Source organism: Vibrio sp. 10N.247.311.12 (assembly GCF_041467515.1).
GTDB classification, from domain to species: Bacteria; Pseudomonadota; Gammaproteobacteria; order Enterobacterales; family Vibrionaceae; genus Vibrio; species Vibrio crassostreae_C.
The window spans coordinates 47742-71379 of record NZ_JBFSUV010000026.1; the positions used below are offsets into that span (position 1 = coordinate 47742).

Genomic DNA, 23638 nt, shown 5'->3' on the forward strand with positions numbered 1-23638 from the left:
TTATGTGTTTATATGACTATAGTGCTGTTTACCCATTTAGCTTTCTATGATGGTTAGTGGGTTGGTTTGATTAATGGATAAAGCACCATGGATTCATTGAAAATAAACAACTTTCCGATAGACGACATATGTGTAGGTTCTAGGTGGGAAGTTTCGAATGAAGATCAGTTAGCAAGGCTTATTGCAGTCGTCATTATGGGGCAGGCAGCTTATGCTGCGCACATAATCCGTGAATTAATGCCAGCCAATCCTGCGTTTTCAAATGATGCCCTGAAAAAAGAGGCAATTATAAAATTTACAGTTCAAGATACTCCGCAACCTGTTCGCTATGGTTACCCCAAAGTACAAAGGGATGGATTGATATTCGAAGTTATCTCTTGGATTGCAGCAAAACAACTGGCAGGAAAAAATGCGTATCTTAAAGATCCACATACTAGCTCAACTTCCCAAGGGCTCGATGGTCTGATGATCGAGTTAAGTGAAAACGGGCAAGAGATCTTAAAGTCGACAATATTTGAAGACAAATGCACAACAAATCCTAGACGAACATTCACGCAAAGTGTAATTCCCGGCTTCATCGAGCGACATAAGAATACTAGAAACAGTGAGCTTATTGCTGAAGCCACATCGTTGATTAAGTTAAGTGGTGTAGATGATGTAACTGCCATGAGAATGGTGCAGAAAGTGCTTGATAACAATACTAGACATTATCGCGCAGGCTTCGCGGTTACATCTGATTTTGATAATGAAGAAGCTAGAAAAAATTTGTTTGATGGCTATGGAGAAATCAAAGGGATAAGAGCGGAACAAAGGAATGCTTCAACGTTTGTTGTGGATGGGCCTTTAAGACCGTGGTTTGAAAGCTTGGCACAGAAAATTATCGCTTATATTGAACAACTGGATGGGGATTTCTTGAATGTATGATCCAGAAACCGCCAACTTATTAAGATCTGCCCCTGCTCTTGACGGCATTGACCCTGTTACGATACCTCAGTTATTAACATCACATTATGCGAAGATCGTATCAGCAAGGCTTGGTGGAGAGAGTGACCAAGAAGAGTCTGGAAGTTGGAGTCTCGAAAAAATAGCAGATACCTATGAAACAATTGCGTCAATTCATAGCGTTCGAGAAATAAAGAAGTCTTCAGCATTTGTTGCAGCGAGCGCCCAGCAGGTTATATCGAGAAAAGAACTGCTTGAAAGCGAACGCCCCCCAGTTGAATCTAACGTGGATATAGCTAGAGTTTCACCGTCACTTGCGGCAGTTCTCCTTTTTCTTGCAGCAGAACAATATGCAGATGCTCATGAAGCTGCTTCTAATATTCGAATTGATATAACAAAGCAAGAATATTGCTCTTATATCATTTCTCAGCACGTGATAGATCTAGGTAGGGGAGATTTAACGAAAATTGTTGAACGAGCAAATGTATGGAGACAACAATTTCCTCCCGGTTCTATTTCTAACGATGTCGAAGCGATCGCTATACGGGCAATGATGAACCATCTCGCCTTTGGTATTGAAGAGCTGGCGAAGTTACTTTTAGAGCCAAATTTTCAACAAAGGGAGATGCCTAGAGTCACCTTTAATAGGGTTCTAGATTTAGCAGCAGAGCGTAAAATCATATTTGGTGAAGAAAGAATAGATTATACCTACCCGGGTATAAGGCACCTCGCCTCATTGTTATTGCTAATGTTTGATGGCATTTCTGGCTCCGCTTTAGCGAATGTACCCCCTCCGATTGGTGCTGACCCTACATTTTGGAACAACTGGATAAGCTATAGAGCTAAAAAGTTTCCTTACATTTGGCATAACCATAGAAAAGCACTTGATAGATTTTTTCACTTTTCCGGGGTTTCTTCCGTGCTGGTTTTACCAACTGGTGCAGGAAAGACTACGGTTTCATCTATAAAAATAGCTAGTGTTCTTGCACAGGGTAAGAAAGTTGTGTTTCTGGCACCGACTCATGCATTGGTAGATCAATTGACTAATGACTTGAGTGAAATGTTCCCTTCTGAATTGTTAGGTTCATCTGTATCTAGTGATTTTGATTTGCTACTTAAAATGGATATCGCTTTACCAGAAATAGAGGTAATGACGCCCGAGCGCTGTTTAGCCATAATTTCATTCTCTCCTGATTCATTTGAGGACGTTGGATTATTAGTATTTGACGAGTGTCATTTATTAAGCCCTGAAGCTGGAAAAATACGTCGAGCTTTAGACGGAATGTTATGTGTTCTAGGTTTTAATGAAATAGCACCACAAGCCGATATGCTATTTCTTTCAGCGATGATTAAGAACGGTGACGAGTTTGCAAAGTGGATAGAAGAGCTAACAGGCAGACAATGTTTGAACATTGAGTTGTTATGGAAACCTAGCCGACAGGCTAGAGGAGTAGTTATATACAACAACGAAGAATTGGAGCAAGTGAAAAGGAATGCAATAGGCATTCAAAATAAGCAAAACCTTGAAAAGGGTAAAGTAGCAAAGGCTTTACGTAGCCCCTCAAAGAAAGAGCTTAATGTACAACCTCACGTATTATGGGGGTTACAACATAATTGGTTGGACACAAAAAACAATAAAGCAATTTGCAACTTCACTAAGTTGATAGATGAAAATGTTTTTTTAAACGGTGTTTTGAGGAATGGGAAAGTAGCGCTGCAACCCAATGCGAACTCTGTGGCTGCTCAGATTGCTACAATATGTGCAAAAAGAAACATGAAAACGATAGTTTTTGTGAACCAAAAACAGCACGCATGCTCGCTTGCATCTGAAATTTCTCATAAGTTCAGTGCGCAAATAGACATCACGGAGAAAGAACAAAAGTTATGGAATGCGCTTGCCATTGAAACTGGTGGTTTGGAGCATTCAATACTACATAAACCAACAGTAGCAGTTCCTCACAATGCTTCAATGCTGAAGTTAGAGCGAGAACTAGCTGAAAGTATGTATCGCCGTGATAATGGAGCAAGAGTTATTGTAGCGACGCCAACATTGGCACAGGGGCTAAACTTACCAGCACAAATGGCAGTTCTCGCCGGAGATAAACGTGCTAGCGCAGACGGTGGGGGACGAGAGAGCTTAGCTTCACATGAACTTCTTAACGCTGCTGCTCGAGCGGGAAGAGCTGGTCATCTTGCTAACGGAATCGTATTGTTAATCCCTGATCCTGTTATATCCTTTTCAAGCGGCTCTTCTCTGACCCCAATTGTTGTGGAAAAACTTCAGTCATTAATACCAGAAGACGACAGATGTGTTGTTATCACAGATCCATTGACTGAGATCCTTGATCGAATATCGGTTGGTGATGTCTTGGATAGAGATGTTTTGTATATGGTAAATAGAGTAGCATCTCTTGATGATAACGAGAGTAGTAATGAGTCTTCATTAAAGCTGAGGCGCTCTTTTGCCGCCTATAAAGCGAAGCAAAGCAATAACTTTGAAGAGTTTAATTTAAAGATTAACACTCTTTTAAATCTCACGGACAGTAAAGGGCGGGAGGAGTCTGATATTGCATTGTCTGCGCTCGCATCTCAGAGTGGGCTTCCAATTGACACAATACTGTTACTTAAAAGTCGAGTCGAATCTGAGCCTCAACACCTTCCCATTAGTGTTGATGGATGGGTAAGATGGTTGGTTCAATGGTTGAAAGAGAACCAACAAGTAAGAGCTCTTTTGTTAGATGATGTGAAACGGTCTATGTTGGGGGCTGTTGGCAAGAGTAAAGATGCTGAAATCCTCGATGAGGATCTAGATACTATCTGTGAGGGCATATCATCTTGGATTAAAGGAAAGCCGATCAGAGATATAGAAGTGTCCCTAGGTGGTGAACCCTATGCAACTGCCATAACGAAACAGCAATGTCCTCAAGCTCGAGAGTTGATATCAAATGTAATACCAAGAAGCTTTTCTTTTATTATGGGGTTAATTACTAGAGTAGTTGTAGAGGTGGCCCCCTTTAGTGTCAATCCACTGCTGAATACTGAAATGATAGAGTCATTAAGTACGGCTGTCAGACTAGGCTATGACTCGGTAGAAAAATTGAACTTCGCTTTAGCAAATCCTCATCTGCTATCGAGGGTGGTTGTACATTTAGAGTTTGACAAAATGAAGGTTTAATTGAGCATGTGCGGGCTTGTAAATCATTAACAAGCTTCAGGAATCCCACTATGGAACTTGAAATCGCTGTCAGGTGTAGTAGATGAATGAAATTTGCCACTACGTTAGAGTTTTTGCAATACCCCAGATAATCCGTTAAATGCTAAATTAGCAAATTCACTGACTCACTTTTGTCCAAAAATCTGTTTCAGCAGGAGTAGTGCTTACCCCTAAAAGTTTCAATCTTTAATGTTAAAGTTGCGAACTTTATTGTCTGAGTTTCGATCTTAGTTGTCCACCGACATTTCATTCAATGAAAACGTGGACAACCTAGCTACACCCATCCAATAAAAAAGGTGCATTTAAACGGAAGAGTCTAAATGCACCAATAACGACACAAGGACGTTCTTATATCGAGGTCATAGTCTTACCAACGCACGACCATTTGCGCTGTGGCGGTATCCCCAGAATCATCATAACCAACAACCGTCACTAACTCTGATTCGCCCGGTTGTCTTAACTCTGAAATCCGTTTACCGATATTGCGACGCTCATTATCACCAACTGTCCAATCGTATTTGACCATTTTACCATCTAAGTCTTTACATTTTGCTTCGATACGGGCGGTCTTCGAGTACATACGGTAATCGATAGAGCACGTCGGTGGTTGGTTTGGCACCACTTCAATTGGAATGATCGCTTCCGCTTCTTGACCGTAGTTAGTGAGAATTTTCAATTTCAATTCATGGTCACCCGTTAATAGGTTCTCAATATTTGCTGATGACTTCTCTAACTCAGGTTGTAACTCACCATCGACATACCATTGATAGTCTGCCACTCGGTCTGATGGGTGACCACCTCGAATTGTCGGACGGACATTAACATCAAGTGGCGAACGTTGATAACTGTTACTATACCGTGCAGTTAAATCCACAGTGATCGGCTCAGGTTCCAATACCTCCACATATTCAGTAAAGGTGTCGTAGTTACCGCGATCATCTTCTACCGTAACCGAAATTGGGTATATACCCGGTTGTTTTGCGGTAAATCGTGCTCGATGTCCATAATCTTTCGTCAACTCCAGTCGGCCTTGTCCGTTCCACTCATACAAATAGTACTCGCGTAAATTCGCACCAATTGGACGTCGTAACCAGATCTCAATCACTGAAGGTGCAACGAGCACACGCTGTTTATACGCCACGTCGAATTGTGGGAACTGATACTCCCATACACGAACCTTATGATCGAATTCCGCATACGTTAACGCCTTGGCATCTTTAACCCACGCACGCAGTGTGAATGTATGAAAGTCAGCTCGGTCCAAATCATCATTCGTTGGAGTAAAGTCCACAACATTCGAATCAACAATGGTTCCGTCTGGTCTTACCCATTCAATTTCAAGTTCGGAGTCCATATTGGAATACGGTGTATCGACATCTCCAACCAAAGTTAACGTATCGGTGGTTTCAACATCAGTATCCCCTTTCACTCTTACTCGAACAGGTTTCGCTCGCTGAGAACGTACTGAGCGGTATTCTGTTGCCCAGCTGTGTTCATCGGTTTCATAACCAAGATACGCCGCTTTTGCGATAATCTTGTTGCTGCCTTCACCTGTTGCAGTGTATTCGAGTGTACTACCGCCTTCAGTGAACGTGACTCCACCATCAATAGACCATTTAATAAGCATATTACCGGCATCCGCCTCTTCACCTTGATCAAGAAGCGTGTACGTTCTTGTCATACCGGTGATCAGGTTTGCTGCCCCAACTAGTTCAGTTTGTGGCACTCGGTACGCCATGATTTGTACGACGTCGGTTTCTGCTATCTCCCCTGTGAAGCGATTTGGAACATGACCTTTCACCAACCAAATACCTTCTACTGAGGTACTGAAAGAAAAGCGCTTACCAGGTTCTCCATATAGATTCCACGTACTGCCATTGTCTTCCGATATGTACCATGACACTTCACCAGAGGCGTCTTTGTCATCACGGGTAAGATGTTGATATTGAATAGCGGCATTCATCGGTACAGAACCCGTTATACGCAGTGTACGCAGTTCACCTTCGATTGCCGTTCCTTTCATGATTTTCAAGGTCCCGCGTTGAGAGCGAACCATTGAAACATAATTTTCATTTGGCGATTTTAGTTTCGCTTGTGCATAGAATCGAAGGTCACCGATGTCATCTGATGAGAAGTTTACATCAAAGTCATTCACACCTGATTCGTTCATATCTTGCCAATCCGTCAGGCCATGTAGGTTCTTCTCTTTGTCCATGACAGCAATTCGAACAGACCAATCACCCAGCTCTTCAGACTTGTACACCAGATCTCGATAGAAGCTACTATACAGCCCAAATTTCGATTTAACCTTGAATGTGTCAACGGTGGACGTTTCACGAGAAGTTTGCTCAACCTTGAGCCTTGCTCGTGTAGAAGGAACCGCATAAGTCTTCACCGCACTCTCAACTACTTGTTCTGGTAAACGGGCGTAATGAACTTGAACGGCATAATCATCCATCTGCCACAAATCTCGGTGGTTTGCACTGTTTCTGTCTGTGATTACCTTCGTGATAGTGTGCTCGGTGTATCGGTTGGACTGTTTGATGTATTGGCTTTCTAAGGTTTCACCATTTTTAAGGAGCGTAATGTAAATAGGCGACGCCGCTGATTTAACTCGATATCTCCCGATTCTAGATTGCCCCATCTCAACCGCATATATGCCATCTTCAAACATACCGTCGTCGTCGAAGATGATCTCTGGAGTATCTGGGGTATGAACGATTAGGCTTGTATCGTCGACTTTGATTAAGTTTTTTCGGCCTTCAGAGTCATGGATATAAATCTCAGCTTCCACTGTCGCAGGACCCGTATTTTCAAATACACCAATCAGCTCAGGGCTCGCAGTATCCCATGCTTCTTCCAAACCTTGAGGGATGACTGTCCAGTTCACGGAACAAGTCATTTGAGTCGGGTTTTTGATCCCTTGTACCGCCTCATGCTCTGACTTGAACATTCTACAAGCTCGACCTTTCGTTTGTGCGAATGTGATGTCTTGGTTCTGCACAAGTGCCACTTTGCGGTCACTGATGTTGTCGTATTCGAAGTCTAAAGGTAAGAATGAAATGGAATACTCTCTTTGAACTACGTTGTTGTTCCCGTCCTTACCACGCACAATGACTTTATGAACTGTATTAGACTCCCATGGGGTTTCCATTTTGATCGCACGAGCCATCTTGAATTCACCAATATGCTCAACGGGTACGCCATCAAGCAAAATATCAGTGATTTCATTCTCAATACTGGTTTCATCTTGCACGGTGAAAATCATATGCTCCATGAAGTTGATTTCATCACCAGTACTAAACAGCGTGTCATTGTTGTACAGACGAATCTCAGGAGGTAAACGGTCTAACTGCATTGCAGTCACTTCCTTGTCACCTCTGTTTGCAAATCTATCTAAGGCTTTTATGTTGCCTTGATAAAATCCATCTACCACTGAACTGAGCGGAATTCGATAGACAAACTTGTTGCCAATCTGTTGAGGGATACCAAAGCTGTCTACTGTCTTCTCGGTATAGGTAACGTGTTCATTTCTGAATAAATCGCCTATATCCCTACCCTCTAGCGTAACAAAATCGGATACACCGACATGATCTGTATGCTCTTCAAAGCTCAAACTAACCTTGGATGGTAACCACCACTTATTTGCTGTATCGGTACTGTGCGGCGAACTGAGAACGACTACAGCTTCATTGTTTTGGACAACCACCGTTTCTCCACCAACATCAATCGAAATATCATTGCTAGTGGTATCTCCGACAGCTTTGACAGCATACTGCTCAATAACGGGCGGTCTGTAATCCCACGCGTATTGGATCTGACTGTTCGGGGCTGATACGACATCGTATTTATCCGAGACTTTTAATGCTGTGGTAAGTTGCCCTGTCAGTGAATCGTCACCAGATAGATGAAAGGCAGAAATGGCGACCACGCATGAATCTTGGCCTTCAGGCACCTCACACGATTCACCAAACTGAGTTAAGGCCACCACCTGATCAAATGGACGAGGCTCGACCTCAACAGTAATTTTGCGAAGTTTTTCATTCTTATCGTGCGTAATGAAGCTCAAGCCTTGATATTGAGCTGAAGTAGTGTCCGTGGTGACATTTACAATCACAGGCGGAACGGGTTCAAGGATAGTGTAGGCCACGCTGTCTTCAATCAATGTGATGCGTTCTTTCTCAATACCATTGAAGTAAGAAATGCGATATGAACGATAATGCTCTCCTGCAGCTGCGGTAGGTCGACCATCGAGCGCTAATCCATTCGCATTCCAGCTCGGGTCGGTATCACCTGTCCATTCGAAGAAACACTTTAGATTGCTACTGTCAGACGTATACGCTTCTTCTCGCACTGTTTCTAATCTACAACCAGATGCTGCGGCTTCTTTAGCTAAGGCTGAATACTCTTTCACGCCACGATAGATTTCATCAGGGTAAGTAAACTCTACTTTTGGCGGCACACTCGTTATGGAACCGATGATGTACACTGATTTCGCAACAGCAGCAGTCCCTATAACTGTTAGTGAACAACTAATAAGAATTTTGATTAACTTGTTCATAGTGCTCTTCAACTCCAAACGCAATTTCATTGGGATAGGTTAAATAAGGTCGAGAGCAATTTTTGAAATTAACAAGCCTATTTTTGAAGATTAAAGTTTTTCTCGCGGCATTCATTGTAAAGGAGGGATTTGGATTATTACCCCTTCACGACTATGAAGGGGCTGAATGAGAATGAAGACTTATGGTAAAAATATATGGATTAATAAACCTGGCGCGACCGCGATACCGAACGTGAATAAGGACAAGTATAAGTCCGTGGCTACATATGCGCCGATGTCTTTCTTTTTATCAGAAGAAGATTGTGCATTTTTAGACAGGTGTTTAGATATTTCCGTTCCAAACTTTTCAGACAATGGATGACGTCGATTTGACTGATAAATCTCAAAGACAAATTTATCAAAATGCTTGAGTTCTTGTAGACGACATTTGATAAACGGGGAGACAAGACAGTAGCATACCGCCACCAGTAAAAAGCAAATTATTGTGAGTGACATGCTATTCAATGGGTTTGTCAAAAAGACAATTATCCCCAATTGAAGAGAGATGTATCCAACAAGAAAATTTAGCGTCTTCATTCCAATACCTCCACCACAGGACTATTCACAAAGGGATCTGGCATGGAAAGCAACAACCGCCCCCCAGTTGCATTGAGCAATTCAATATTCAGCGGTTCACTTTCATCATTTGTCGCCCTGACTCCATATGTCATGGTATGGCTTTGGTCTTTAAAGGAAGTTTGATACGCAAAAAAGCAGGTGGCATTTGACGCCTCAGACTTACAAACTTTTGTTACCAAATTCACTGACTGCACCCCACCATGAGCGACAGCAAAATCAGGCCACTGAATCGCCTTTGAATCTAGTGTTGAGTTGTCCATTGCATACAGGTTTAAAATATACTCGCGTGATGATTTTTCCATCATCGTGTAATCACTGAATCGATTCGCTCTCGTTGTCCACATCATCACGGTAACAATAGTGATTAAGGCCACAAGTCCACACACCAGAAGCCATGTCACCTTCACGTTGTTGCCTGATTTTTCATTACATTGGTTAGTACTCAACATCCATAACCTCACTCATTCTAATTGCTACTTGAGACATTGGAGCCTTGGAGTCCGTTGTTTGCCTCTAGCACGAACGAGTAGTCTTCGATGGACTTAGACCACTTATGTAAGTCCGAACAATCAAGACTCTTCAAAGCATAATTTTGCAATGAGTGAGCAAGTGGGTGTTGGACTGCAATGGAGATCGCCACAAATTGAAGCCCAGTAAGCTCCACAGACGTTTCTACGACTGAATCATAAGGAATGTTACATTGGGCGGAAGCATAGCGTGACAAATAGGCGATGGTGTCCCCACACTCCGTTCCACACGCTTCTTTGTAACGACTGATTATGTCGTCACTGGTGTTAGCCATAGCTGAACTCATGAAGACCAAAGTGCTTAAAACCATAGTTAGAATTTTCATTGCATAGTGACCATTGTTGGGGTGTGATTTTCATTGTAAGGAGCGGTAGAAATAAGTTTTTCAAACAAGGAAGGTAATTTGGACTTTAAATTGACAAGCAGGTTTTGGAGCCTGCTTGCCTATTTGGGAGATCATTTGCATAACTTATTTTCTTTCAAAGAAAGGACATTGTTATGCGGCGTTTTCGACTTGTTCTTCGTCTTCATTTTCCAAGTCATCCATGTCAGTCGCAAATGACTCGACCCGACGCGTCTCTAAAATTTTATCGATGGCTTGGTCTTGGGTGTACCCCCGTTCCATCAGAGCCGCTAATTCCATTTTGTCTTTCGGGTCCGTGGAGTACATCAGCAGCATTGCAGGAGGCGCGTAAAAACGCACAACCTCTTTGATGTCATCACCAATTTGGAAGAAGATTTCTGAGTACCTATTTTTACGGGTCCTAATCGATTTGAGAATTTCGAATTCTTGGTCTGACAATGCCACCAGCTTGTCATTTTTAACTTGATTAATCGTGTCTGATTTCTGATACAGGAAGCAACGATATACACAGTTGGCGGCTATGGCTTTACCTACAGATGAACCATACAAGTCACTCAACAATTGGGTGATAATCCAAGCACTAGCATCCACCTTCCTAAAACGCCTAAAGGCACTCTCAAGGAACGATGATACTGGGTTAGCACCTGTGGACCCTTGCTTTTCTTGAAGGAACTCCCAACACTCATCCACAATGAAGGCTTTCGAACGACGCTGAGAACCGGCTTGAGCATCACCCAAGAAGAAATGTTGGTAACACAGGTTGATGATCTGCATTAAGGCAATTACCTGCAATTCCGGTTGCGACTTCAGCTCTTCTAATTCACAGACAATGAATGGGTTGTCCAGCGTTGGGGGCGGCTTATTGACCGTAAACATATCGCCAAACATTTCGCCTTCACGGAATGGTTTTAACTGTTCACCAATGTCATTCAGCTCTTGACGAGAGCTCGCAGAACACATATCAGCGAAGATCGTGACACTTGAGTCGCGACCATGCTTATCCCACATCAATTTCAAAATGGTCGTCATACCACGCTTCTGCAACGTCGTGAGCGTACCATTGGGCTCTGCCATCACCGACAGCATTTCCAAAATCATACCAGCCTGCCCTTCCTTACCACTGAACTCAACAATGGACGGGAAAGGGTTGAGTGAGAACTTCATATCTTGACCGAAACTGATAAATTGACCATTCAACGCTTCACACAAACGGTAGTAGCTTCGACCCACATCGATAATCATTGCCATACCACCATCGCGCTTGGCTTCAGCAATATGTTGAGCGGTCTTCATCAGCTTATCGATTTCTGACTTGGGTAAATTCATCATGTTCCATAGATGCTGGCTTGGCATCTTGCCTGACCCCAATATGCACGTCACAATGTATTGGACGAGAACCGACTTGCCCGAGCCCGACTCCGCGACAACGATACCGTTCATTGAGCCATCGGTTTCAAAAGGATTGAACCCAAACATCGACATGTCTCTGGTTACAAAGGGGATCACAGGTTTACTTGGTGAGTTGCCAGATGAACTGGAAATTATCGGGCTCATGAACGCGCAGACATCAGACGGTACTAAGTTATAGCGGTCTAATCTTTTGCGAGTCACAGGGTCTGGTGCGAAAGGTAATGAATGCAGGAACATAGGTGGAGTCATGTACTTGTCTTCTTCCAATTCGAATCCTGCAGGGGTTGAAGCTACTTTCTTGAAGCGTGCAATCTCCGTCTCTAAATGCTCCTCATCATCACCAAAAATCATAAACTGAAGATACGCATTCACCATCTTCGACTTCTTTTGCTCAATTTTGGTAAAAGCTTCATCAAAGTCAGCTCGCTGCCAACGAACAGTATCATTCCAATTTACTAATTTGTTGTTTGCCTGCATTGTCATGTATTTACGGCGACGCTTAATCTTACCCTCTTCTTTTTTAGAGTTAGGGTAATGGACATTCAATACAATCATGAAGTTCGACCATGCTGTAGAATGCCCATATCGCCAATCACTAAAGACATTCAGCATGTCACCAAAGCCCAGTGTTTTTGGGTATTCTTTGGGAGTAAGCATCGATATAGGCCGCTCATCAATGATGACCTTCGAATCGGTAAACTCGATTTTACCGCCCTGCTCCTGAACTTGATCTCGGGGCATGTAGGCTTCGTTTTTATTAACGTCTCCTTTGCGCCAAGTTGACGAGTCCTTTCTGTTCATGAGCCTTTGCATGAAGTGTAGCCAGCCCCACTGATCCATCGGGGTACAGAACAAGCCGACCTTGTTCAATGACTCTTCTGTATCAGTACGTAGATTATTGAAGTGTTTAAGTTCCTTTTTGGTAGGCACGCCAAAGTTGCCTTTGATTGGAACCTTCACTACGAAGTAACAATCAAACATGCGAGCTCGACAGTCGCTATCACCAAACCCTGATTGTGATGATTGCTGGAAGTGGTTAATCAGCCCCTTTGAAATCGAATTCAGTCTGTCGTTTGCCTCACCTGTTTGTCGACCTCCGTGGTACATAGAAAAGCTATTGGTGAAAGGGCTTAAATTATCATTCGCCCAAAACAAGACCTGAATAAACGTGTCTTCCGGCCAATCGGCCTTATAGATTTGTTCTAATAGCTCCTGTAACTCATCGTTAACGGCTGGCACCGTTTCAATCTTGTACATTAAGCCAATGTAACTGTCTTCGAGCTCGAAATATTTGTGCTTTCGGTTGTAGTCCAAGACAGGGAGAAGATCGCCAAATTTGGAGTTTTCGAATTGCTTAAAAAATCGTGAAATCGCACCCATGATATATGCCCCCTTATTGACGCAGTTGATCGATTAGCGAGTTCGCATTACTTCTCGCATTCTCTCTTAACTCAGAGTCGCTGATAGCCGGTCTTGCATTGCGTGACTCGACGCCAATCTGACCATCATCATTCACATCGTAGTTTTGCTCTTGGCTTTCCTTTCTGACATGGAAGTTGACGTATTGAGAATCATTGGTCTTAGCGCTTCTATCGACGACCCAAGTTCGCTGTGTTGCTTCGATGAATCCATAACCAGGGATCTGTAAGGTTTCTTTGTCTGTATATGGACGCACCAATGTACGAACAATATCGGCAGGCTTTCGCATGGCTAGGGGTTCTGGAGCCGGAAGAAGTAAATGCTGATATGCCGCTTCGGGTGAAGCTAACGCTGGAGCTTGAGAAAAGTTTGCGTGTTGTTGGGTTTCATTCACTGATGCTGAGTCAGCCTCAATGTCCGTTCCGTATTTTTCTTTGTATTCTTTCCCTGTGATGGTTTCGCCATCTTCGTCTGTGACCATGACACGTTCGTCACCTGTCGCCTTCGCATAGTCTTCAGCATTGTTATAGACATTGGTTAGCTCATAAACTTCTCGGACGGACGCACACGCTACACCACTTTTCGCGCCTGGACACACGCCCTCTTCTTCGCCTACGACAGAACAACCGGCTAAAGTAAGCAGCGCAAATGAGATAAATATGGATTGTTTAATCATAGGTCGATTCCTTCTACGATAATGGACGTGAGTTGAGCCTTACTCGTTGGCAGCCCGATAATGGAAGATGTTTTGTTGTTGAAAAATGCAGGAAGCCCAACACGGCCCGGACTCATTATCTGTAGAGACGCGTAAGTTGAATTCACTTTGGTAATGGCTTCTTTACACTGGCTATTTGGTGGGCGGGGGTATTTAGCTTCAGACCAAGTGCCTTCATATAAGGCGTGCAGCGCTTTGTCCGGATCATCGGAACATTGGGCTAACAACGTATTTTCATACTCCTTATCATCGAAGACAGGCACGATTGCTATGCGGAATCTTTTATCAGGGTGCTGCTTCTCAAGGATCTCTACGAAGTCACCGCAATGCTTACAACCCGTTGGTGCAATAAAGAGGGTCCCACCAAAAACTTTGGCTAATGGGTTTAAGTTAAACCCCGCAAAATCTTCTTCTGGGTTGATTTTCATTTTCTTCAAGTCGACATGGGATGCCGCGTAAAGCTCTTGTGGGGAGTTTACGAATTTGGTGTGAACGGTTGAGAATAATGAACCGCCCTTGATAAGAAATTTTCCATCACCGGTGGCCAGTAACATTTCACCGGTATCCAGCTCCATCATAATTAGCTTGTCGGTTTCAATTTCATAACTTGAAACCACATTGATGTCGGCATTGAGGAAATCTTGCGTTGGGGGTTCAGCTGCGACTTGAAGGCTGGCAAGCAACCCTAAGCCCAACATACCTTGAATTTTGTTTGACCATTTCATAGCAACACTCCTAGTTAGTACCAAGAGTTTGCCAAACTTAGATCTGCATAATTTAAATTAGTGAGCCTTATTTCACGGCTTAATTGAATTTTATTGGTGACAGAGGTGAAGTGTTACATCAGAAAAGGTATTTAAATTAACGATAATCAGGGGATGAGGTTCACTTTCCCACAACTAACTATCGCAAGGTATAGTGTTGTTTAACTCCGCCTTTAGAGCTTGTATTAAAGCAAGAACAAATCGCTAATATTCATCGCACAAAATAACGTTAGATGGTATTTCAATGTCACAACCATCTTTATCTTCAATACTTATGCCGCCGAGGTGGAAATTGATTCCGAGGTAAAACCGCTCTAAACATGCTCGACCTCCTGCGTTAGTTCCTTGACCAGCAACTTCGACGTCCACATATCGATATTCGTTGTTAAATTCATCAAACACTTTTTGCCTAGATATCAAGCGACCCGTTTCATAGGCCATTATCTGACCTCGAATGCCATTTCTATACTTGGGCTTAACGTAGACCATTTCCAAAACGACTCTAATCGAATAGTACCCATCATCGTTATGTTCAAACTTACTTAAGCTGCAAAACCCGATCAATTCTTTTGGGTTTCTAGGGTCGACAAAGAAAATGAGCTCATAGAGATTCGGGTCAAGAAAACAACGTACATTAATCCCTTTCTCGCTTTCCGGTATCGACTCTCTTACACTATCAAGAGTGAATAGTTGGTTTTGAATTGGTATTGAAACCATCCAGTTATGTTCTACAATCTCAGTTTGATTAATTTGTGTATTGAAAATATCCCCGAAACTGTAAGTAGATCCGCACATTGTTTCAAATTGAATTTTCAATTGATGGAATAAATCAGAGTACTTCAATTTATCCATATGCTCTAAAGTAGAATCATCCAGATCAGAATAATTTTTGTATTTAATTAGCATAATGGTGCTCTCCGTAAATTGCTCATGCCTGACTGTCATTTATTGAGCGTGATGTCAGTTTCAGAAATTAATTCGTTTAGGTTTCTGATCCCTTTCCTGTCAGTCTTTCTAAGGTATCGGTTAGCAGACCAAGCGATAATTGTTGGTCGACCAAAATGCATTTCGACGTTCCTGACTGATTGTTGCCATTCTTTAAGTCCCCCATACCCCGTAATTGCAAGTCAGCCTCTGCCAAACTGAACCCATCAGAGTGATTGACCAACAAATCCAGTCGGTCTATGGATGGCGTTTTGAGTTGGGTAGTAGGCAGTAGGTCACAATGCCCGATACCTCCTTCCCGCGCTACGCGACCTCGGATCTGGTGCAGCGTAACCACACCAAGATTTTCAGGGTTCAGCACAACGACATAGTTCAGTTTTGGTATTGTGATCCCAACCTCAATCAATGTGGTCGCAATCAATATTTTCCCCTCACCCGACTTCATTGCATTTATGGCAGTCTCATTGTCTTGTTTAGACAACCCACCATGGGACAATTTAACGATGTCACCATACATCGCTTTCCAGTCATCAAAGAGTTGTTCAGCACTGGCTCTGTGTGAAACAGCTTGAGCTTTGGATTCACCTTTCATGGTGCTAATGATTAACACCTTGTCACCACGATTGATGCGTTCTTCAACTCGACAGATAACCTCATCGATTTGGGTATGCTCGTAACGGGTAGTGATCACTTCTCTAGGTGTGTGGTACTTGGTTAATTTGAAGTACGGCAGCATGCCAAAACTCATCATCGCTTGCGTTCTAGGAATGCACGTCGCACTCGACAACAACAGATGTGTCCGGCCATGAGTTATTAATGTGGATTCTTTTTGTTCAAGCCCCATTTTTTGCTCTTCGTCGATCCACAGTAGGTCGATAGGCATATTGTTGTGATGATGGAGCAAAGCCGTCGTACCAATCACGACACGGGTGTCTTCTGTCATCTCGTTGATGCATCGATAGCCTTTACCTACGAAGTTGTCATGCTCACTCTCAGACAATAAAAACTCGATGCCAATATCTGGCCAGCAGTTGTCGATCTCTTTATAGATTTGGGCTCCTAATATTAGGTTGGGAACCATAATGACGACACAACCACCAGCATCAACAACATGACGTGTCAGTATCGCGCCAATGACGGTTTTCCCCGTCCCCACATCCCCGAATAAGACACTTCGTGGGGCTCTGTTGTTAATCGCGGCTTTGATACCGCTCACGGCATCCAATTGTTCATCCGTCAGTTGAAACGGGACGACATCATTGAAATAGGTATCGTCTTTGTCGAGCTGAAATGGGTGAGTTAAATTTGGTTCGCCTTCCACTTCTGAGAACAACAAAGTAGCTGCTATTCTTTGTAGTATAGCGTTGCATTGTTCACTTTCTTCCAATGAATTTGGGAAATGCACAAATCTCAAAACCTCTTCTAAACACAGCGAGTGCGCTTCTAACAACCGTCTAATTTTCCCGTTGCTTAGATTTAATTTCGCTAATTCTTCTCGTATCTTTCTTGCCGTCAATGGGATCAGTTCATCAATATGCTGCTCCAAAAACTCAGCATACTTCAACCCTTTGAGTTGCTTACTTTTGACTTTATAGACCGGAGTGATTTTACCAATGAATTTTTCATTCAATGGCTGCGGGTGGTTGATAAACAGCGCGGTTCCGACTTGTTTCACTTTGCACAAGTAATAACCTCGATCATTAAGTCGACTTGCCAATTGTTGGCCGTATTCACTGTCTAATTTGGCAAAATGAGAAAAACGTTGAGCGACGTTTCGGGAGTCAACAATGCTGCCATTAATGACAGTCGTTCGATTGTATGATTCAGAAATAGAAGTCACTGTCCCTTGAATAACCACACAGTCACTGTCCGTAAGATAGGAAAAGTCAGACACCACTTGTCTCGTGTCCACAAACGATTCAGGTAACCGCAACAACACTTGCCAAACAGGAACTTTAAATGTGTCTTTGATGTACTTTATATCCAGCATTCTCGCGTTTCATTCTGATTCAATAATGCAGTAGTTATACACGTCTGAGCACTATCATTTAGTTACGATGGCTCTCAGTAATATGAAGTTGATTTAGAACGTCTTTACGAACGCTTACTGCTTTAGAGTCAGCTCATAAACCTTCTCGACCGGTTCTTCGATGTACCTACGTGTAACAGTTAACTCAACACCGCTGGTGGTTTTGGTTATTCTAAAGTTTTGGTTTGGAGACTGAGCCAAAACAGAGCCGTCATCATTAACAATCACGTCAACGGGTAATCGTTTCCCAAACGCCTCAATGTAGTCAGCTCCGACGTTGAATTCTGCAGCGCCGTCTGACGATACAGAGCTCCACTGGCCAACATAGGCATGAGAATCATCGAAGAAAACAGAAGAGAACTTTAGAACCAGAACACCAGACAGTACGAGTACGCCACATAGGGTCAGTGTCTTTCGATTTATACGTATCGACATAATGAATTCCTATAAACATGAGAACCCCATATTACTTGTGGTAGAAGTCGATTTTGCTAAATAGCGAGGGGAATTTGAGCTGCTATTTGATATTTGGGGAGTCGAAGTTAGCTCTAATCCTGATACCAATACTCCGAGCAGTTCAATGATGGTCGTTTCAGAATGTAATCCCAAGTTTTCATTGTTCTGATTAGATAATTGGTCTTGATGTTGACTGTCTTTGAGTTATAGCAACCGACGGCTTCCCAAACATGACCCTTAGCGTAGGTAAGGCATCCTTTGAATATATCTGCACTGATACGGATATTGAGAACAGGGTCAGTGGCAACATCTACCCAAGACTTATTAGGGTAGTTTCGTAAGATGTATTTGGAATGGATTGTATTCACCTGAGCGGGACCCAAGTCATAGGAATCGTTAGTATTTTTTACTTTACTGCCGATTTTGCCCCCCTCGCCAACCACAAGTAAGTTAAGAAAGTCTCTCGGGACATACTTCTCTCCTGCGACTTCAGCAACAATGCTGCATCTACTCGCGTTTGATAAAGCAACAGTATCTAATTTTGTGTCATGGATATCTGGCAAGAAAAACACGGTGATTCTCCTTTTCGTGGCCAATGATTGAAAGTCAGTATTGACTAAGTATGTTCCTGTGGTGATACACCTTTTCTCTTCATCTTTAATCTTCATTCGTTGAGCGGAAGTTTTTGATGAGGGAAGTACCCGACAACGTTCTGTCCCTCACTAGTCATTTGAAACAACTAGCTTCAAGCTAGGCTTAGTTAAACCAGGTTTTGCTTTAGGAACTACCCCCCCGATTATGTCTCCGTGACGATTTTTGATTACATGACCAGTGAATGCGAACTGGTCTAAAGCATCTCTCAGTTGAGGATCGTCCGTTCCGATAGTCGCGAGGTACAATTCAGGCTCGTAACCGTTGGCTTTCAATAGCTTTAATGCTTTTTCCTTATTACTTTTTTCCTTAGCGTTTCGCAAATAAGCAATCGTCTTTTGGAGTACCAATGTCGCTATCACAACTGAAATGATTAAAAGAAGGTTTGTCATTATTATCTCCTTGTTACGCTGCTACTGGTTTAAGTTCTACGATTTCGTAGTCAGGAAATCACACATTCCTGCAACTGTTTCATAGCAAGCGACTGAATTCGCAGGGAGCTTTAGCGTCGTTTCACTGTTTGAATTATCAGCGAGTGCAACCGAAGCGACCGTCATCAAACTCAACAATACAACCATCTTTTTCATTAACTACCCCGGCAACTCTAAGAGGATTTAGACTCTGACTGTCAGTTATACACGTCTAATCACTTGGGTTTACGAATTAGCGAAGCCATTTAAGCTTCTTATTTGACAATGGCACTCGATCCCAATCACATGATGAGGGATCGTCTTCAAATGAGGTAAACAGATAAAATCGTCCCACTAATTACATTTCTACGTCAGTGTCTATGCCATATTTCTCGTACTGGTTGTCTTGATGAATGAAACTGGAAACGTTATGGAAATGAATACAAAGTGTGTCCCTGTCAGAACCACTGCGTGCTTAATTGTCGCCTTCGCGTGTTTGGCCGTGTATATGCTCACACCCAGCCGCACCGATTACTTAGATGCACGAGTAAACTTGTTATTTTCTCAATGCAGCTCAAGTCTTTTGGAAGATGAGTTCAAAATGGAACCATGTGAAGAGCTCTATCGAACCTACGCCAACATCTCGCGCAGTACCGCTTATCACTACATATCGGATAACGTGATGTTTAAACTTCATGGCGAGATTTCGAAGCTGGGCTACTCGTTGGACATCAACCAGGTCACCGATGGATTTATGCAAAAACTTCCGTCAGGCAAATACCACACGACACGACGCAATAACATCATCGACGCATTGATTAGCACTCCAACAGAGTCCGTCGATTTTGATTATGATGGAGGAATCGACGCCTCGCTTTAGTAATTTAGGGAAGCCCGAAATCAAATCGTTTGATTGTTGCGATTTAACCCACTCCTTTTTAAAATTTTGGGTTTCCCTACCACCTCCCCCACTCAATTCTCTAAATTCACTCTCAAAAGTTGTATCAACTATGTCCTAGTATCCGATGGGCATTACCATGTTAAAGTTTAATTTATACCACCCAGTGATTAACCTCATCCTCTCCCACGATGGCGTTATTGACGAACTCGACCTAGAAACTAACGTTGTCAGTGATACAGCGACACGGGTTCTCATCGATACCTGCTTCCAATTGCACGAAGATAAACAATCAATCGATTTAAACACGATTAAAGCGCGTGTATACGCTGAGTATGGGCAAGAGGGAGTCGACGCGATTACTACAGTTGCCATGGAGTCACTAGCGCAACCAGCAAACATAAATGCTCTTTCTGACTATGTTTCGCAAATCAACGACACTAACAACAAACGAACACTTCAGGTGGAGCTTCAAAAGCTATTAACACAATGTTCGTCAAACAAGACGACCGATGAAATCATAGGTTCGATGCATTCTGTTGTTGAGTCTTATGACGAAGTGGAAAAGGATAATGAGCAAGGCCCAATTTCATTGAAAGATGCCTTTGCTGCAACGCTGGACAACATGGAGCGCAGAAGCAAAGGGGAATTTAATGCATTTAAGTCGGGCTTTGCATGCTTTGAAGCACTTGGTGGATTCCGACCTGCAGATTTCATCATCCTTGCAGGCCGTCCATCTCATGGCAAAACCACCTTACTCCTGAACGTTATCAAAAACTCAAGTTATCAAAACGATGCACCATTCTTATTTTTCTCCCTTGAAATGAGCTCAGAATCGATTGGAGAGAATTTGCTATCTAACTTGGCAAGCGTACCACTGAGTAATATTCGAAACGCCAGCATGAGTGATACTCAATGGGCTGATTGTTCATCTGCGCTAGGTAGATCCGGTGATTACAATATTGAGATGGATGACGGTTCAATGACCGTCGAGGAGTTGTGTCGTCGCGCACGTCGCTTTTATCGGCAGCATAATGGAAAGATTTCTGGTATTGGTGTGGACTACATTCAGTTACTAACCAGTGAAAAATACAAAACTGATAATAGAAATTTAGAAGTCTCAGAAATATCACGACAGCTCAAAGCGTTGGGGAAAGAGTTACAAGTACCTGTTGTAGCACTATCCCAATTGTCTCGCGATATCGAGAAGCGTGCTGATAAACGCCCAGTGAATTCCGACTTACGAGAGTCAGGTTCGCTAGAGCAAGATGCGGATATCATCTGCTTTATTTATCGACCGGAAATGTATGATCCTCAAAATGAACCTGGTGTCGCTCATTTGATTATTAGCAAAGCTCGTAAATCAGCTATAGGCTCTGCAAAAACAACCTTCATTGGAAAATACGCTCAAATTAAAGATTCCTTCAATTACACGCAAAGCGCACCACCAGCTGCGTCACCTATTGCTGATCAATACCAAAGGACCGACAACAAAAAGCAGAATACCGAAACTAACGATACTCTGCCAAACAACAGTCCCAATGGGAGTGGAATTGAGTTCATCAACTAAGCAAGCGCACGTTCCCATGACTTAGAAAGTGACTTATGTGCGCCTAGCTTTTGTAAGGCGCTTGTCTTAACTTGGGTATATCGAGACGAGGAGAAACCGAGAGATTCAACCAAGTCGTTTCGATTCAATGTACCGGCTACTAATCCCATCTCATTCATGATCACAATTTTCTCGTTCGCATTGAGGGTCTTTAACTGGGCAATCAAGTGCTGTCTCAACTTAAGATGCGTCAAATCCGACACCACATTGTCGCTACATCCACTAGTTACCCCATATCGATTGTCGTTCGAACCTTGCTCAAAGTCATACAATGGTTTGGGTAAGTACGATGATGCACTGGAATCTGGGGTCAGCTTGTTGTTGGTTTTCTCGGAATTAATTTCAATTGCTTTTGAATAAGCGCCTGAAATGTCCCGGTCTGATACTTTCACCATCAGTGTATGGTGGAGCTCTTTTCTTGATACAACGGTCTTAACGCGAGCGCTCGCGTAAGTATCAAAGCTCGCTATACCCGTATGCTTATAGCAGCGTGCAGCACGAATCGTTTCCAAGGCAGCCTCTTGTACACGATCTGAAAGATAGTCGATATCATAGTTATGGCGGCGTAGTAACTTGCGTAAACTGTTTAATGACTTCAGCGTTACGTTCTGGATAGCAGTATTCAGATCTTTGAGCTGAGTCGGCTCAGGGCAACCTCGTTCCACCATTTCGTAAACCACGAACGCTGTCACTTGTAATTCGTTAAGAACAAAGTCGTCAGTTGCCTGTGACTGAAGTAGCTCTGCTGGAGTGTGTCTGTTAGAGACAACGTGGCCAACATAATTGGCGCAAGTTGCATCATTGGCAATTTCTGAAAGCTTCTGCCTCCAATTCGGTGTTGTTTGAGTAATTTCTTTGAACACCTTCCTTGTTGTAGTGGCCAATGTTTCAAGCACTTCTGATTGCGATTCTTTTACAGAATTAAAGCTTTCTGTAATGAGGGAATTCATTCTACTGATCGGGTCCATAGTAACGCTCCATACATTTTTTCATAACTGGGGTGGGTAAACTCATTATGGTTTTCCCCGATCATCGCGTCAATTTTCTCCCCCCGTTTCAATCTATCTCGAAAAAAAGTTCTCTTAATTGAAAACATAACGTTGTTCATCGAGCACTATGTTACGACCACTCAAATCGAGGAATCTAATGATGGCACCTTTGTTCAAGAAGACAGCGACGACTTTATTCACAATTTTGGCAATTGGTTCTGCAGCTACCGCATCAGCTTCTGAAGTTGAAATGTCACAACAACAATTCAACTCGATGCTTATGAAAGCGTTCCAATCAAACCCTGAACTCTTAATCGCAGGAGTGGAATCCGTGAGGACATACCAAACAATGAAGCATAAACAAATGTTTTCAAAATCTTTGTATTATGATGAAGATACGCCGGTTCTTAATGAAGCTGGAGAGATCACTGTGGTGGAGTTTTTTGACTACGCATGTGGAGTATGTAAAAGGGGTGCAACGGAGTTGGCTCCCCTTTTAGGTAAAGACAAACGCATCCGATTCGTGTATAAAGATGTGTCCATTTTAGGTGCTAATTCCACTGAATTAGCAAAGATAGCCATTGCTGTAAATCAGATCTCTCCCAATGCATATCCAGCATTCCACAAAGAGCTTCTTTCAATGCAGCAGTCCGTCCCGCAGAAGGCATATGAGCTTGCTGAACTGATGGGATTAGACAGCTCGATCATCAAAAAGGCAGCGAATTCGTCACAAGTTAGTGCTATTTTAAATAAAAATAATAAACTTTTTAGAGATCTGAAACTTACTGGAACTCCGACTTTTTATATTGGTGAAAAAAAGTTCGGGGGGTTAATCAGTCGTCAACAGATGCTTGAAGAAGTGAACCTTCAATATAGCCAACTAGTAAATCAGACTAATAGGCAGGCAGTTAGTAAGTAGGAAGCATCGTGCATTGGTGTGGAGGTATTTACTCGTATGGCCCTGCAAAGTCACTCCAAGGAGGGAGTGGAGCAGACTAACTATAAGTAGTAAGGCATAACTACGAAATCACCACACATACTCCCCCGTTCTTCGGGGGTTTTTTTTGTGCGCCGAGCATGGCGTTGATCTAGGAGGTGAAAGTCCTCTACGGGCTC

At 42.9% G+C, this 23638-nt stretch carries 17 protein-coding genes; 5 read left to right on the forward strand and 12 right to left on the reverse strand.

Annotated features, from left to right (window positions below):
* The first annotated feature begins 87 nt into the window (after positions 1–87).
* On the forward strand, positions 88–924 hold the full coding sequence (locus AB6E30_RS12945) for a hypothetical protein (RefSeq protein WP_061000848.1): 837 nt from the start codon (positions 88–90) through the stop codon (positions 922–924).
* Positions 917–4117 carry a DEAD/DEAH box helicase gene (locus AB6E30_RS12950; RefSeq protein ID WP_372082489.1) on the forward strand — a complete coding sequence of 1067 codons (3201 nt, stop codon included), beginning with the start codon at positions 917–919 and terminating at the stop codon, positions 4115–4117. Before AB6E30_RS12945 ends, AB6E30_RS12950 begins: the two co-directional genes overlap by 8 nt.
* A gap of 406 nt (positions 4118–4523) precedes the next feature.
* On the opposite strand, the gene AB6E30_RS12955 is transcribed toward AB6E30_RS12950, so the two are convergent.
* The 11 genes from AB6E30_RS12955 to AB6E30_RS13005 all read right to left on the reverse strand — a co-directional run bounded on the left by AB6E30_RS12955 (position 4524) and on the right by AB6E30_RS13005 (position 19203).
* Positions 4524–8717 (reverse strand): hypothetical protein, encoded by a 4194-nt coding sequence (locus AB6E30_RS12955; protein ID WP_136987038.1) that lies wholly within the window; start codon positions 8715–8717, stop codon positions 4524–4526.
* Between the two features lie 572 nt (positions 8718–9289).
* Positions 9290–9784 carry a hypothetical protein gene (locus AB6E30_RS12960; protein WP_081230274.1) on the reverse strand — a complete coding sequence of 165 codons (495 nt, stop codon included), beginning with the start codon at positions 9782–9784 and terminating at the stop codon, positions 9290–9292.
* 575 nt (positions 9785–10359) lie between these two features.
* Positions 10360–13017: a TraC family protein gene (locus tag AB6E30_RS12965; protein ID WP_136987036.1), complete on the reverse strand. Its 2658-nt coding sequence runs from the start codon at positions 13015–13017 to the stop codon at positions 10360–10362.
* Positions 13018–13030: 13 nt separating this feature from the next.
* A complete protein-coding gene (locus AB6E30_RS12970; protein ID WP_086714968.1) occupies positions 13031–13732 on the reverse strand; it encodes a TraV family lipoprotein in 702 nt (233 codons plus the stop codon).
* A complete protein-coding gene (locus tag AB6E30_RS12975; protein WP_081230270.1) occupies positions 13729–14496 on the reverse strand; it encodes a hypothetical protein in 768 nt (255 codons plus the stop codon). The genes AB6E30_RS12970 and AB6E30_RS12975 overlap by 4 nt, the downstream gene beginning before the upstream one ends.
* 243 nt (positions 14497–14739) lie before the next feature.
* Positions 14740–15441 (reverse strand): hypothetical protein, encoded by a 702-nt coding sequence (locus AB6E30_RS12980; protein WP_102305741.1) that lies wholly within the window; start codon positions 15439–15441, stop codon positions 14740–14742.
* Between the two features lie 76 nt (positions 15442–15517).
* Positions 15518–17470 (reverse strand): helicase-related protein, encoded by a 1953-nt coding sequence (locus AB6E30_RS12985; protein WP_136987035.1) that lies wholly within the window; start codon positions 17468–17470, stop codon positions 15518–15520.
* A gap of 114 nt (positions 17471–17584) precedes the next feature.
* Positions 17585–17944: a hypothetical protein gene (locus tag AB6E30_RS12990; protein ID WP_102305739.1), complete on the reverse strand. Its 360-nt coding sequence runs from the start codon at positions 17942–17944 to the stop codon at positions 17585–17587.
* Between the two features lie 113 nt (positions 17945–18057).
* The gene (locus AB6E30_RS12995) at positions 18058–18537 is read right to left on the reverse strand and encodes a lytic transglycosylase domain-containing protein (protein ID WP_146493234.1); all 480 of its coding nucleotides are present in this window, start codon (positions 18535–18537) and stop codon (positions 18058–18060) included.
* Positions 18538–18687: 150 nt separating this feature from the next.
* Positions 18688–19008 carry a hypothetical protein gene (locus tag AB6E30_RS13000; RefSeq protein WP_081230265.1) on the reverse strand — a complete coding sequence of 107 codons (321 nt, stop codon included), beginning with the start codon at positions 19006–19008 and terminating at the stop codon, positions 18688–18690.
* A gap of 36 nt (positions 19009–19044) precedes the next feature.
* On the reverse strand, positions 19045–19203 hold the full coding sequence (locus AB6E30_RS13005; RefSeq protein ID WP_170964547.1) for a hypothetical protein: 159 nt from the start codon (positions 19201–19203) through the stop codon (positions 19045–19047).
* Positions 19204–19534: 331 nt separating this feature from the next.
* Between AB6E30_RS13005 and AB6E30_RS13010 the strand changes: the two genes are divergently transcribed.
* Positions 19535–19906, forward strand: a complete 372-nt coding sequence (locus AB6E30_RS13010; RefSeq protein WP_136987033.1) for a hypothetical protein — start codon at positions 19535–19537, stop codon at positions 19904–19906.
* Positions 19907–20063: 157 nt separating this feature from the next.
* Complete coding sequence (locus tag AB6E30_RS13015) at positions 20064–21494, forward strand: DnaB-like helicase C-terminal domain-containing protein (RefSeq protein WP_157939158.1); 1431 nt, start codon at positions 20064–20066, stop codon at positions 21492–21494.
* On the opposite strand, the gene AB6E30_RS13020 is transcribed toward AB6E30_RS13015, so the two are convergent.
* Positions 21491–22501 (reverse strand): hypothetical protein, encoded by a 1011-nt coding sequence (locus AB6E30_RS13020; protein WP_136987032.1) that lies wholly within the window; start codon positions 22499–22501, stop codon positions 21491–21493. The two genes, AB6E30_RS13015 and AB6E30_RS13020, sit on opposite strands and share 4 nt — an antisense overlap.
* 178 nt (positions 22502–22679) lie before the next feature.
* On the opposite strand from AB6E30_RS13020, the gene AB6E30_RS13025 reads away from it, so the two are divergent.
* Entirely contained in the window at positions 22680–23441 is a 762-nt protein-coding gene (locus AB6E30_RS13025) for a DsbA family protein (RefSeq protein WP_170964546.1), read from the forward strand.
* Positions 23442–23638: the final 197 nt, after the last annotated feature.